This is a genomic window from Carnobacterium jeotgali MS3 (genome assembly GCF_000745125.1).
In the GTDB taxonomy this organism is placed as follows: domain Bacteria; phylum Bacillota; class Bacilli; order Lactobacillales; family Carnobacteriaceae; genus Carnobacterium_B; species Carnobacterium_B jeotgali.
The window spans coordinates 60,288-73,817 of sequence record NZ_JQNF01000003.1; the positions used below are offsets into that span (position 1 = coordinate 60,288).

At 34.0% G+C, this 13,530-nt stretch carries 14 protein-coding genes; all 14 read right to left on the minus strand.

Annotated elements, in window-relative coordinates; translation table 11 throughout:
- Positions 1-59 precede the first annotated feature (59 nt).
- Positions 60-1,034, minus strand: a complete 975-nt coding sequence (locus tag BP18_RS00460; protein WP_035019576.1) for a beta-ketoacyl-ACP synthase III — start codon at positions 1,032-1,034, stop codon at positions 60-62.
- Between the two features lie 17 nt (positions 1,035-1,051).
- Complete coding sequence (fabT, locus tag BP18_RS00465; protein WP_007724711.1) at positions 1,052-1,501, minus strand: fatty acid biosynthesis transcriptional regulator FabT; 450 nt, start codon at positions 1,499-1,501, stop codon at positions 1,052-1,054.
- Between the two features lie 295 nt (positions 1,502-1,796).
- Positions 1,797-2,141 carry a DUF2187 family protein gene (locus BP18_RS00470; protein ID WP_007724710.1) on the minus strand — a complete coding sequence of 115 codons (345 nt, stop codon included), beginning with the start codon at positions 2,139-2,141 and terminating at the stop codon, positions 1,797-1,799.
- Between the two features lie 153 nt (positions 2,142-2,294).
- Entirely contained in the window at positions 2,295-2,732 is a 438-nt protein-coding gene (locus tag BP18_RS00475; protein ID WP_007724707.1) for a MarR family winged helix-turn-helix transcriptional regulator, read from the minus strand.
- A gap of 1,359 nt (positions 2,733-4,091) precedes the next feature.
- Positions 4,092-4,658, minus strand: a complete 567-nt coding sequence (locus tag BP18_RS00480; RefSeq protein ID WP_007724704.1) for an NADPH-dependent FMN reductase — start codon at positions 4,656-4,658, stop codon at positions 4,092-4,094.
- 149 nt (positions 4,659-4,807) lie between these two features.
- On the minus strand, positions 4,808-5,485 hold the full coding sequence (locus tag BP18_RS00485) for a CBS domain-containing protein (RefSeq protein WP_007724702.1): 678 nt from the start codon (positions 5,483-5,485) through the stop codon (positions 4,808-4,810).
- Positions 5,486-5,512: 27 nt separating this feature from the next.
- Positions 5,513-6,067, minus strand: coding sequence for a CDP-alcohol phosphatidyltransferase family protein (locus BP18_RS00490; protein ID WP_007724701.1), 555 nt, complete (start codon positions 6,065-6,067; stop codon positions 5,513-5,515).
- A gap of 172 nt (positions 6,068-6,239) precedes the next feature.
- Positions 6,240-6,908, minus strand: a complete 669-nt coding sequence (locus BP18_RS00495) for a lipoprotein (RefSeq protein ID WP_007724699.1) — start codon at positions 6,906-6,908, stop codon at positions 6,240-6,242.
- Positions 6,909-6,966: 58 nt separating this feature from the next.
- A complete protein-coding gene (locus BP18_RS00500; protein ID WP_007724698.1) occupies positions 6,967-8,124 on the minus strand; it encodes a hypothetical protein in 1,158 nt (385 codons plus the stop codon).
- 288 nt (positions 8,125-8,412) lie between these two features.
- Positions 8,413-9,321 (minus strand): DUF975 family protein, encoded by a 909-nt coding sequence (locus tag BP18_RS00505; protein WP_035019579.1) that lies wholly within the window; start codon positions 9,319-9,321, stop codon positions 8,413-8,415.
- Between the two features lie 178 nt (positions 9,322-9,499).
- Positions 9,500-10,462 carry a class 1b ribonucleoside-diphosphate reductase subunit beta gene (nrdF, locus tag BP18_RS00510; RefSeq protein ID WP_007724695.1) on the minus strand — a complete coding sequence of 321 codons (963 nt, stop codon included), beginning with the start codon at positions 10,460-10,462 and terminating at the stop codon, positions 9,500-9,502.
- 15 nt (positions 10,463-10,477) lie between these two features.
- Positions 10,478-12,661 (minus strand): class 1b ribonucleoside-diphosphate reductase subunit alpha, encoded by a 2,184-nt coding sequence (gene nrdE / locus BP18_RS00515; RefSeq protein WP_051669208.1) that lies wholly within the window; start codon positions 12,659-12,661, stop codon positions 10,478-10,480.
- Entirely contained in the window at positions 12,648-13,013 is a 366-nt protein-coding gene (gene nrdI / locus BP18_RS00520; RefSeq protein WP_029276428.1) for a class Ib ribonucleoside-diphosphate reductase assembly flavoprotein NrdI, read from the minus strand. Before nrdI ends, nrdE begins: the two co-directional genes overlap by 14 nt.
- On the minus strand, positions 13,010-13,243 hold the full coding sequence (gene nrdH, locus BP18_RS00525; RefSeq protein ID WP_029276426.1) for a glutaredoxin-like protein NrdH: 234 nt from the start codon (positions 13,241-13,243) through the stop codon (positions 13,010-13,012). The genes nrdI and nrdH overlap by 4 nt, the downstream gene beginning before the upstream one ends.
- Positions 13,244-13,530: the final 287 nt, after the last annotated feature.

The following is a 13,530-nucleotide window of genomic DNA, read 5'->3' on the forward strand; positions in this document are numbered from 1 at the left end:
TTGTTTTATAGTTTTTTTTTGCTTATTTTTTTAAGCCTAAGCGGGCTGTTGTAACCACTTTAAAGTTGAATGAGCATGGAGCCCCATGTGAGTCCTCCACCAAATCCGGTTAGCACAATTTTTTTCTTGCTGCCTAATACGAGATCGCCATTTGTCAAGAGTTCATCTAACAAAATAGGTATACTAGCAGCAGAAGTGTTTCCATATTCAGCAATATTCGTTGCAAATTTTTCAACTGGAATTTTCAGTTTCTTTGCAATAGCTTTTAAAATACGGTAGTTCGCTTGATGAGCAACAATACAGTCAATGTCTTCAAGAGTGCTATTTGATGCTTCAACAACCGTTCGTATACTTTCAGGTACACTACGGATAGCAAAATCAAATATGGCTCTTCCTTCCATTTTAAGAAAACCATTTTCTGTAGCTTGTTCCAGTTGGAAATTTGAAACTGCGCGTTTGCCAGCTGTAAGAGAATCTCCACGGCTGCCATCAGAATGAATATCTTCTCCTAAGAAACTGTTTTCTGTTTCCGATGCACCTAACAAAACCCCACCTGCTCCATCGCCGAACAATACTGCTGTACTGCGATCTTGCCAATCAATGATTTTTGACATGACTTCTCCGCCAAGAACCAAACCATACTGATAAGCACCGCTTTGAATTAACTTCTCAGCAATTGATAAGGCATAAATAAAACCAGAACATGCTGCATTTACATCAAAAGCCATTACAGGTTTTGCTCCGATAAAATCTTGTACTAAACAAGCAGTTGAAGGACTTGATCCATCTGGAGTCATTGTCGCAACAATAATAAAATCAATTTCTTTAGCAGAAATGCCTGTCTTCCCAAGAATATCCAATGCAGCTTTGCCACAAAGAATTGAGGTATCTTCACCCTCACTAATGTGACGGTTTTCTATACCTGTACGACTTTTGATCCATTCATCGTTGGTATCCATTATTTCTTCTAGCATAGCGTTGGAAACTTTTTTTTGCGGAGTATAACTTCCAGCACCCATAATTTTTGCCTTCATTGCATTCAACCCTGTTCTTATAGATTATTTTTTGTACGGTATAAGAAAACATGAAGATTTTTTAAGCCTTTAATTAGCATTTCTGCCTCTTCTTGATTTAAACCTTCAAGCGTTTCTTTAACCATATCTCGATGAAACTTATCATGAAGACGATATAAGAGTCGGCCTTTTTTTGTTAACCCTAACTTCACAACTCGTCGATCATTATCGTTTCGAATACGTTCAACGTATCCTTTTTTCACTAAGTTGTTAACGGAAACAGTTAATGTCCCGACAGTGATGGCTAATTTTTTTGAAACCTCTGTTGTTGTATGAATACCATACATTCCAATAGCTTCAATAGTATGCATTTCTTTTATTGAAATATCTTTAAATGTGCTGCTTTGCAGAGCACCTTCTTCAATAGTCATAATTTCGTTAAAAATCGTTACTAAGTAAGAATTAATTTCAGGAATTAATTCGTCCACATCAACTCCTCCGTTCTTTCAAATTAGCAAACAAGTTAATTACTTTGAACATCAAATTGTTTGACCATCAAACTATATTATTTTTTGGTAGAAGTGTCAAGAAAAAAAACTCATTATTTTTAAAAAAAATAATGAAACTCTTTAGTATCAAGGATAAATCATTAAATAAATATTTTGACTATCAAAGTACTTTTCCTGAAATAAACTTTTTAAATTTCAAAAAAGCACTCCATTTCATTGATTATTCTTTACGAAAAAAAGAGTTGAGACAAAATTGTCTCAACTCTTTTTTTTATTATTCCGCTTCAACAGATACAAACTCTTCTATATCTTTAAAGTTAACAATAGTTTTACTTTCCATTATATCTTTCATTTTATCAGAAGACTTGTCCCAATAAATTTCAACAACGGCACTATTATTCAATAATTTGATAATTGTTCCAGCCATTTTTTCGTCTCTGAAAGAAAAAATAATTCTATCTCCTACATCAGGTCTAAAAGAAGCTTTAATTTCATCAATAATAACGATTGCTTCATCATATGGTACGCCTAAAAGGGTCGCAATTCTTGATTTGCTAGCACCTTTGCGAAGTTCAACCTCAACTAAAGACTGAATTTCTTCGGTAATAATTTTCCCCATGTAAATCCCCTCATTTCTTTGGTTCTTATTTGAGCGTATTTCAGTAAATTCTCTTAATAGAAACCATTATACCATATTTTAGCAATAAAATGAAGCACAAGAAATGAAGGATGGGCAATACTCTTGCTTTTAACGTTCTTAACCAGCTATTTTTTACTTAAATGTGCTCGCATGATACCCAACTTTTTTTAACAATGCTATTAAGGTTGTTTTTTCTTCTTCACTAAGGACATGAAATAAATTTGAAATCAATTTTTCATGTTGTGGAAAAGTAGCTTGCATAAAAGCTGTTCCTTTTTCAGAGATTGAAATATTTGTCACGCGGCGATCTGTAGCTGAGGGCGTACGCTTAATGAATTCTTTCTTTTCTAATTTATCTACTACATAAGTAATGCTGCTGCTGGCTAATAATATTTTTTTGCCAATATATTGAATAGGTTGATCTCCTTTATTATAAAGAAGTTCTAAAACTGAAAATTCGGTAGGGTTTACGCCATATTTAGTCATATCTTTTTTTACAACATCTTGTACACTTGAAGAAGATTTTAGCAATACTGTTAATGTTTTTAGCGCTTTTTCTGTATCATTCATCTACTTATTCACCCTTCTGATTTTGCATAATTAATAAATTACTTCAAAAAAAAACATCTTCATTTCGAGATAAATATACCATTAAGACTAGTTGACTGTCAACTGTTCTGCTATACAGGTGTTTATAATCGTTGGGCTATTTTGGATCTTCGTCAAATAGTGTGGCTGCTTCTAAAAATTCTTTCGGAATAGACGGATTTGCTTGTAAGAGCCCTGGTAAGTTCTTAAGTCTCAAACACCGCTTAATCGCTAAAGCGCTAATGCTGTATAATTCGCATTGAATACTTCACAGGGCTACAAGCAATCCTATTCCTCCAGAATGTTAAGCATGTACTACATTCATCTATCAACACTAAAAAGTATAGAGCCGCTATTTTAGACAATTTCAAAAAAAGAAAGACACTCTAGAAATCAGAACGTCTTTCTTTTAAAACAAATAGCATGGCTCTAATCAATCTTTGATATCAACATCTACATAGGCTGATCATTTTGATAACTAGAGCTACATGCTAGTATATATGTGCTCAAACATTTAGTCTTTCTGATTGATCTTCATTTAGAATGGGGACAGCATTGCAATCAACTAAATGATTGAGCTTAGACAATATAGCTTTACTCGGCTACTTGTCTTAGAAGCTACTTTCACTAGCTTCCACTAAAGAGCGTCATGCTCTCTTACCGTGTGCATGTCTCTCTTTATAGATACAATATACCATGTAAGCGCAAACAAGTCAAAAGATAAGCTTATCTTTAGGGAAACAATTAATAACTTACCTGACTGCTTAATGACATTATGGATTGGACTCCTTTATGCAGGATCTTCGTCAAATAGTGTAGCTGCTTCTAAAAATTCTTTCGGAATAGACGGATTTGCTTGTAAGAGCCCGGGTACCGTCTTAAGCCTAAAGTCTTAAGATTTTTCAAGCCTCAAACACCGCTTAACCGCTAAAGTGTTAAGCATTATCTAAATTCATCTATCAACATTAAAAAGTATAGTGCTTTTATGCATCCAAATAATTCGAGACAAAAAAAGAGTCTCTTATCTTAACAGAGACTCTCTTTTTCATTTTGTAGCTAGTTTCTATTTTTCAACTCTATTCTAACAGCTCACATCTTGTTCTTGCTCTGCTAGATTACTTTAATTTTGCCCATGATTTTCTTCATCGTATGGGCTTTGGATACTTCAAACTCGACTGATTCTATTTTAGAAACTTAGCCACTCTATGAAGTTTTGACTTTCATAAAGAAGACATTTTACCTTGTCCTTCTTTACATGTTTATTATAACAATAAAGCGTTATCATTTCCAATTTAACGATTGGAACTTCATTAGTTAAAAGCTGTAGATTTTGATTTAAAGTTACCCATTATTTCTTAACGGTTTTAGTACTGTTGACCATGCAACAACTTGATCTAATAAAGTTGTTACTGAAGCTGCATGTAAGTCTGCAGGTTTGAATTCATTCATATTTACAAAATCTGTAAATAAAGACATTGCAGGATGAGTCCGCACGCTGGCAATTTGTAATTCAGCAAGAACAACTCGCAAAGCTTCTGCAGCTCTAACTCCACCAGACGAACCATAACTAATAATTCCTGCTGCTTTATTGTTCCATTCAGGATATAGATAATCGATTGCATTTTTTAAAGCGGATGTAATACCATGATTGTATTCAGGAGTTATAAAGACATAGCCATCTAACTCAGCTATTTTTTTTGACCATGGAATAGCTTCTGGTGTAACATAGTTTTGACTATAAGCTGCTGAAATTGGTTCATTGTATAAAGGCAGATTAAACTCTGCAATATCTACAATTTCGTATTCTGCATCTCCGCGCTGGTCCGCTAATCCTTTTACCCATTGTGCTACTTGCAAGCTGTTACGTCCTGGACGTGTACTACCTGTAATAATTCCGATTTTTGTCATTTACTTCTTCCTCCTTGTGATTCAGCTATTAGCTGAAAAATTGGTTAAGCAGCTAATGAATCCGCTTCATCCGCTAACTTAAAGTAACTATAACGCATTAATTTTTAAGTAGCAACTAATAGCCATTGCTTAAATCTATTCAGTTAACCTTACACATCTGATGGAGTAATAATGCCTAGTGGTGGTTCTGAGACTTTTCCGTTTTCTGTTATCAATAAAGCATCCAATCGGCGATCCTTTTTCAATAAATCTGCGGCAACCTCAATAGACATATTTTTTTTTATAAATAGATAATTATTTTTATTTTTATCTTCTAAGACAATCTCTTCTACCAGAGTTTCTTTTAAAAAAATGGTTTCATCTTGCAGCTGCTGTGCTAACCACAATGTGATTCCTTTTTCGGTTAATAATCCAATCAGTTCTTTATCTTTATAAATAGGAAAATGAGTGAATCTTTTTTCGTTAATCGTTTTTAATACGTCTGTAAATTGAGCATCAAAATTGAATCGAACCACGTCTCGTTTAAATAAAGGATAAACCTTCGCTGGACTTTTTATTTCTTCTTCAATTTGTTCAATGTGTTTGACTACTTCATCTGTCGGCTGAGCAATGTAAGTAGTAGGAACTAATTTTTTGTGTACCATAACATTTCTGAGATCTGCAAAAATTTGCAAATCATTTTTATATTTTTTTACTGCAGTATTTCGATGTTCATTATCATCTAATAACCGATAAAAGGGTTTCTTATGCTCCTGTTCATTTTCTAAAAAGCTTAAATAATTTTGAATTCGATTGAAACTGGCAATAAAGCGTTCTGCATTAGTCATTAAATTCCCCTTCCAGAATAGCTTAGTTTATTTTTGATACATCTTAAAAAATTCACGTCCATACAATACAAAAGACAATGTCAAGAAAAAGCCCGTAATAATCATTAGACTAGCTGCAGTAGTTGTTTGAATAGATGGAAAAGCTACCAAAAAGGTCATACATGCATAAAAGACAGCAGTAGCTATTTTACCAAACCACTTAGCTCCATCGAGTTTTTTCCCTTGTCGATAGAGTATAATATCGTTTATTGCCATGAATAGTTCTTTAGCTATAAATAATAAAACAATGAGCCACATCATTTCGTATCGGGACATCAAACAAATGATAACGGCCACTTGAGTAAGCTTGTCAGCGACAGGGTCGAGTAATTTGCCTAACTCGGTTATTTGATTTAACTTACGCGCAATTATACCATCTAATAAATCTGTGAGCCCTGAAAAAACAATGATTATGCCTGCTAAATAATAATCTTTGGTTTCTACTGCTGTAAGGTATTGAATCATAAAAACTGGAATTAGAAGCAGACGAATGTAAGATAGACTATTTGGAACAGTAAAAAAATCTCTTGCGGTAATCTTCAATGTGCATCACCTCTCAAATAAATTGACTTCTTAAACTAATCCTACCATTTTTAGTGTATTTTTGATTCCATTAAGCCTTTTTTCAACCCATTTTTTTAACAAAAAAAACCATTGAATGCTGTATCTCTGCATTCAATGGTTTTTCCTTCTAGTTTAAATGACAATTGGGTTCTTATCTTTCATCAAAATCAAATTCATCAATAGTATAAATTAAATCTTCCATATTTGAAGTACTGAAGAAAGCTTCTTCATTTTCAGGTGGAATGTCCAGATAAATTGGCATTGCTGTGTCTGGTTCCAACACGCCAAAAGAGTCTTCTGTTAAACTATACTTTGATTTATCTAAAATTACATCGCCATTGACTGTGCTAAAACTAATTGTAATGTCAATATTCGTCATCGCCATATCCATTCTATTCACGATAATAAAAATAGCTTGCATAGCGCCTGTTTCACCTAAATACATTCCAGTAAAGTGAATGGCTACATCATTTTCTATTCCAAGTTCAGCTGTTTCAGACATTCTCATTTCTATTTCTTGTAATACTGAATCACTTTCTAACGTTAAACCTTGATCTAATTCCATCTTTTGAGGTACAAGAGGAATGGCCATATCTGTTGTGGTTTCACTTGTCTTATCTGAACTTGTCATGGACTCTTCTGTACCAAACATACTAGATTCAGAAGACATTTTTGAGCTCATTTCTGAACTCATCATTGTCTCACTTGATACAACTGTCGAACTTGATTCATTAGAAGATGTTTTTTCTTCTCCTCCTCCAATTAAATCACAACCTGCCAACACAACAACTGCTCCTAAAAGCGTTAATATTTTTTTCATTTTAATCACCCTTCCCCTTTTTTTCTAAACACAAACCCTTATTCTGAGCATTTTCCATTTAGTTTAGCTTTTCATATTTAAATTCATCAAGCCGGATAGCTGCATCATCTTTCATAATAGAAAAGAACAGATCTGTTTTTTCCTTTGGAACCGTCATCGTAAGAGGAAGAACTGCATTGGGTTCTAATGGACCAAATACTTCTTCTTCCAAAATAGAATACTTCTGATCCCATACCATTTCACCATTTTTATTGCCGTAACTCAATTTATACTGAATATTCTTCATTGCGATATCCGTTTTATTAATCACAAAAAAGTAAGCAAGTGTATTTGTATCATTCTCATCATATAACCCAGAGTACATCACTGTAACATCATTATCGAATCCCATATACGGACTGTCTAAGACTAGTTGCTTAAATTGAGCCATTAGAGGGTTGTTATCGAATGTTTGTCCTTTATCGGCATTTTGTTTAGGAATAACAAGCGACAAATTCGCTTCATTGGGTTCTGTTGCTGATTCATTAGTCGAATCTGGTTGTTCTAAACTAGTAGCAGTCGTATAATCAAAGCTTTCAATCTTTTCCACTACTTGATTTATATTTATTTCTTCTAAAAGAGGTTCTTTAGACGGATCGACCAATAAGTACAAAGGCATGACTGTATTTGGCTCTAATACACCAAAACTATCTGCGGCTAATTTAAAAGATTGTTTATCAAAAATCAATTCACTATCTGATTTTCCGAATGTATAAGTAAATTGAATATCTTCCATTGCAGTATCTGTTCGGTTAATAATAAAAAATATTCCTGCAAGATTTGGAGTTTCACCATAGGTTTCTCCGGTGTAAACAATCGTCACATCATTCTCATAACCCATATCAGGATTCTGTTTGACATACCTTTCCAACAACGCTAACGTTTCGTCTGTTTCAACGGTCAAACCTTTTTTTATTTCATCGGCTTGCGGAACTAACAGCAACTCTTCAAGATTTTCATTATCAGATGCTTTTTGTGTTGATGAAAACAGTTCGTTGTTCTCAATAACGCTTTCACTCTCAACTGACTCTTCTCCACTAGAATCAGTTGAACGTTTACTCGTTTCTTCGCTAGTAGACGACGATAAAAGTTCTTTAGTTAGTTTGTCTGATAAACCTCCAATATCACACCCGGCTAGTAAAAACACAAAAATGAGTAGAAATCCCAACTTTTTCATATTTCTCTACTCCCTTCTTAAGCCACTCTTAGCAGTAAGAAATAATCTTTTTCTAAAGAAACTTACCCTCCATTCATGATAGATTTTAAAACGAATAACGATACTTTTATAAGTAAATCTTTGTACTGTTTTGTACTTAGATTAATTGTAGCGCATAACACAGTAATAACAAAAAGATATACACTACAAATCGTTATTTAATCTTTCGACTAAAAAAAGAGCTAAAACATCCTAAACGTGTTAACCACATTTGTTATGTTCTAGCTCTTTTTTTATTACTGGTTATTTTTAAAAGTCAGTATCATTTAACTGATTGCCTTCATACTCATCGTTATAAGGATTGTTACTTTCAGCGTAATCCGTTGGATGGGTAGGATCATAAGTATCCCCATCCGTTAGCGTACGATAGAAAATTTGTTGTGCTGTCGTACGATAAGGTTCAATGTAAAAAGAAATCACAATGACGAACAACACGATTGCTAAAAATAATAAAAGAAAGCCTATAATAAGAGCGATACTTTCAGTTGGACCAGCTTTTACACTGGCATCAATGGTCCGCATGCTTCCTAGCAGAATCAAAGAAAAAATAATAAAAGGTATGATATACCACCAAACAAATGAAAGTTGCAGTAGGAAATACTTCCATTTGTTTCCTTTCATCAGTTTGCGGCTTTGGTCTAATGCATCCATAATACTGATTGAAGGGTCATCTTTCATTAAGTTCAATGCTTGGCTGTAACTATAGCTTTTAATAATACCTGGTATAATCAATAATAGAGACCATAGTGTAATTAAAATAGACTTCACAATAATCAATCCCGTTGTTTTAAAGATGCGGTCTCGCTTAAATGTTTGAAACATGCCTTCGATAGACAACTTAGCACCATCTATCATATCTAACATATTCCAAGCATATCCTGCATACAATAGGCTTGAAATAAATCCTACAAGGATGCTGACGAGCGAAGTCTGTATGCTAGCTGTAACGGATGGTTCAGTCACAATTGCAGTCTCATTCATATTTCCTTGTATAACGGATTCGAACATCGTAAGAGAGCTACCTGTTCCTAAAATAGTTAGTATGATCTGACTGATTGACCCAGTTAAAACAGAAATAATAATTAAATTTAAAATAGCTACTTTCCAATTTCCTTTTAACATTTTTTTTGCCGTACGCTTTATTTCGCGTCTTTCCATTTGGTTCATCTCCTTTTTTAACTTAATCTTATCATAACTGAAACCAAAACGCCGCACAATTATAATCCCCCTGCTAATCGATTTTTCCATTTATATTTATAGTCGTTTTCATTTCGCAACTAACGAGTCACAAAAAAAAGAGTGATCGGCATTTAGCCAATCACTCTTTTTTAACCGTTTAAACGGTCCATTTTTCATAATCATCTGTTTCCATAGATTCAACCATTCCCAGTAAATAGCCATTTCCTACTTGTGAGAAAAAGTCATGATTAGATGTACCGGTAGAAATACCGTTCATAATAACAGGGTCTACATCATTGGCTGTATCTGGAAATAAAGGATCAAACCCTAGATTTTGCAAAGCTTTATTTGCATTGTATCTAAGAAAAACTTTAACCCTTTCAGTCCAACCAATTTCATCATATAAATATTCTGCGTATTTCACTTCATTTTGATACAATTTAAAAAGCAATTCGTACGTCCAATTCTTCATTTCTTCTTTTTCATTATCAGGCAATTGGTTATAAGCAATTTGAAATTTATATCCAATGTATGTGCCATGAACGGATTCATCGCGTAAAATCAATTTAATAATTTCAGCTACGTTTGGCAGTTTATTGTTTCCTAAATAGTGCAATGGAGCAAAAAATCCTGAGTAAAATAAAAAAGATTCTAGCATGACACTAGCCACTTTTCGTTGCAATTCAGTTCCATTTTGGTAAATGTCATTGATTGTTGAGGCTTTTATTTGCAACAAGTCATTTGTATTTGTCCATTGAAAAATTTCATCAATTTCAACTTTGCTATTTAACGTACTGAAAATCGCACTGTAACTTTTTGCATGCATAGATTCCATAAATTGGATATTATTGTACACGGCTTCTTCATGTTGTGTGCGAATAAAAGGTTTCAAAGCTTGGACACCATCTTGTGATTGAAGCGTATCTAATAGCGTTAAGCCTCCAAAAACTTTTCCGACCATATCTTTTTCCGCTTTTGGCAGACGTGCCCAATCATCTAGATCATTCGATACCGGAATACGTGTATCTGTCCAAAATTGTTCAACTAATTTTTCCCATGTCAGCTTGTCAATCATATCTTCAATGTTATTCCAGTTAATAGCTTTATAGTTCGTTGTCATTCTTGTTCTCTCCTTTTAAATGGTGCAGCTTTCGCAAGCATTTGAACCAATTTCTTCTGAATTTTCCGTAAACGTACGAACGTAATAAATTGACTTCACACCTTTTTTCCAAGCGTAATGACGTAAAATATTTAAGTCACGTGTTGTTTGTTTGGTCGTGCGTCCATTTTTCCATTCATATAAACCTTCAGGAATTTCAGAACGTAAGAAGAGCGTTAAACTCATGCCTTGATCGATATGTTTTTGAGCTGCTGCATACACATCAATGACTTTGCGCATATCCATATCATAAGCAGATGTATAGTAAGCCATTGTTTCATTGGACAAGAAAGGTGCAGGATAATAGGTTTTCCCTGTTTTCTTCTCTTGACGTTCTTCTATTAAACGGGTGATTGGATGCAAACTAGATGACGTTTCATTTACATAGCTAATTGAACCTGTCGGAGCCACCGCTAAACGATTTTGATGGTACAATCCATCCTTCATAATGGCCTCTCTTAAAACAGTCCAATCTTCTTGAGTAGGCACATGGATTCCCTCAAATAATTGTTGAACTTTCTCGCTGCTGAAGGCAGAAGCTTCATTAATGTATTTATCAAAATAGGTTCCCGTAGCATAAGTGGATTTTTCAAAGTTATAAAAAGTCGTTTTTCTTTCACGAGCGACTTCGTTACTAGAAACTAACGTATAATAATTTAACAACTTAAAATATACATCTGTAAATTCAACAGATTCTGGCGAACCGTAATGGATTTGATTCAAGGCTAAGAAAGTATGCAAACCCATAGCGCCTAATCCAATTGTGTGGTATCTGTCATTTCCGTTTTTAATCGATGGAACGGCATCAATACTTGATTGATCGGTAACCATTGTTAATGCACGAACCATTGTATCAATCGATTGACCAAAGTTAGGAGATTTCATTAAATTCACAATATTAGTTGAACCAAGATTACAGCTAATATCCGTTCCTAAATGTTCATAAGTTTGGTCATTATTAATTAAAGAAGGTTCTTGAACTTGTAAAATTTCACTACACAAGTTGCTCATTGTAATCGTCCCATAAACCGGATTTTCACGATTAGCTGTATCAACGTTAATAATATAGGGATAACCAGACTCTTGTTGCAATTTAGAAATTTCATTTTCTAATTCGCGAGCACTGATTTTTGATTTCCGTATATCTTCGTTGTTTACCATGTTGTCGTATTCTTTAGTGATATCGATGTACGCAAATGGTTCTCCGTAAATACGTTCAACATCATAAGGACTAAATAAATACATTTGTTCATCATGAGCAGCCAATTCATAAAACTTATCTGGCACCACTAAACCTAGAGAAAGTGTTTTTACACGAATTTTTTCATCCGCGTTCTCTTTCTTTGTTGAAAGAAATGAGACAATATCTGGATGGAACACATTTAAATAAACTGCCCCGGCTCCATTACGTTGTCCAAGTTGGTTAGAATAACTGAAGCTATCTTCTAACAATTTCATCACAGGTACAACTCCGCTTGACGCATTGTCGATTTTTTTGATGGGATCTCCAGATGCACGTAAATTAGACAAATTCACACCAACTCCTCCACCAATACGAGACAATTGTAGGGCACTGTTTACCACACGCCCAATGCTGTTCATATCATCCGTTGCTTGGATCAAGAAACAAGAAACCAATTCTCCTCGTCTTTTGCGTCCAGCATTTAAAAACGTTGGTGTAGCGGGCTGATAACGTTGATTCACGATTTCATCGGCAAGTCTACTTGCCAATTCAGTATCTCCATCTGCTAAATATAATGCATTAAAAACAATCCGATCTTCATAGCGCTCTAAGAAACGTTGTCCATCATTCGTTTTCAAGGCATATTGAGTATAAAATTTAAAAGCAGACATAAATGAACGGAATCTAAATTTACGGCTATAGATATCATCAAATAAAGCACGCACAAATTCTCTATCGTACTTTAATAAAAATTCTTCTTCGATATAATCTTCTTCAATTAAATAATTCAATTTTTCATCTAGTGTATAGAAGAAAACTGTATTCGGATTTACATGTTCTAAGAAATAAGCTCGTACAGCTTCGCGATCCTTGTTCAAAGGAATTTTTCCATCTACAGGTCTATTCAGTTCATTGTTTAACTTAAAATACGTAACTTCTTTTGGCTTTGATGCTAATTTAGGTTTATCCAATTTCATTCACCGCTTTCTTTAATTGTGCCACGTCTTCTTCGTTTCCTTGGAATTCAAAGGTATGTAGCAATGGAACTTGATAATCACGTGCTAGATCTTTGGCTGTAAAAGCGAAAAGCTTACCAAAATTTAAATTCCCACCACCTGCGACTCCTTTAAAATACGTTTTATTATCAGCCGTTTCAATAAAATCATTTAATAGGTCCGTTGCTTCTTTATCATAGGTAGGGGTGATGATGATAAAAGGTTCATTTAAAGCAAGATATGGATTCGTTGGCGTCAATTCCAGCGAATCCATATCTAATTTTTTGACAAACTTTCTTGTTTGGCCTGTCAAGCTGATGTAAACAATTTTCATACTAATTGATCAAGGAGATCTGGGCGAAAGCCATTAAATGCTTCTTGTCCTTCAACTGAAATAACCGGAACAGAACTGAAACCAAGGTCCTTCACTTCATTTAATGCTTCTTCTGATTCAAAGATATCTTTTACTTCATAAGAGACACCTTTGTCTTCTAAATACCTTTTAGTGAAGTTACATTGCATACAATTTGGTTTAGAGTAAACAATAATCGTTTTTTGAGCCATTCTACATTCTCCTCTGTGCATCTTTTTTAATCATCTTGCTTCTATTTCTCTATCTGTTATTCTACACTCATTCTTCCTTACTGGCAAATAAATAAACCACTATATATAGTGGTTTACCTATTGACATATTCATTTCCTTCTATATATAGTGTTGCCAACAAAAGATTGTGAACAAATATACGTAGAGAAATGCGACGAGTATTTGTATTCAAAATCGCCTTAGTGTATTTTTCACATTTCAAAAAAAAAAAAATTAGTTTTTTCTTTTTATTATTTTTTTTAAATCC